We start from the raw sequence: 578 nt of genomic DNA on the forward strand, positions 1-578 counted from the left end.
TAGCTATTTTATGGTAAATACTGATTATGTTTAATCAGCTCTCTAAAGTTAGCTCAAATTTAAAATCTGAAAGAGATAGGAGAGCAAAGTAGAAAGAATCTGACGTATGGTTACATCACATTTAACATAATATACATAATACGCACTGGAATAGTGATTCTTTAGGACTTGCAATCACTAAGGCCAATCCAGCACAAGCCATTGAGATTCCTGACAATCCAAGCCCATTAAACTTTTTTGCAATTCATTCCCATGCTACTTCTATCTACGGATTATAGAAAACCAATTGATTTGCGATAACTCGGTCTTGTTTACTGTAAGCTGAAGGTTCACGAACCAGTTGTTATATGTATGCGGATATATTTTTCAGGATGTTTGTAACGATATCGCTTACCGGTTTTTAAGTTTGAACGAGCAAAACGGCAAACTTTTGTATCTCCGCTTCCAGTAACTCGTTTTACTATTGCTACTTTTCCTTTATGTTCCATTTCAATCATTAAATCGCAATAACCATCATATTGGTCGAACTGCTTATCGACTTTCTTTTGTAGCGTCGATTTGATTTTCTTAGCCACTGG

At 35.5% G+C, this 578-nt stretch carries 1 protein-coding gene and 1 pseudogene; both read right to left on the bottom strand.

Annotated elements, in window-relative coordinates:
* Positions 1–121 precede the first annotated feature (121 nt).
* Positions 122–244: pseudogene (locus tag R7Z49_RS26565) on the bottom strand (DUF3693 domain-containing protein); the annotation flags it as partial.
* A gap of 85 nt (positions 245–329) precedes the next feature.
* Positions 330–578, bottom strand: a 249-nt coding sequence (locus R7Z49_RS26570) for a hypothetical protein (protein ID WP_318112656.1), incomplete at its 5' end; no start/stop codon positions are given.

Origin of the sequence: Vibrio sp. 1562 (assembly GCF_033340155.1) — a bacterium.
Taxonomy (GTDB): Bacteria; Pseudomonadota; Gammaproteobacteria; order Enterobacterales; family Vibrionaceae; genus Vibrio; species Vibrio alginolyticus.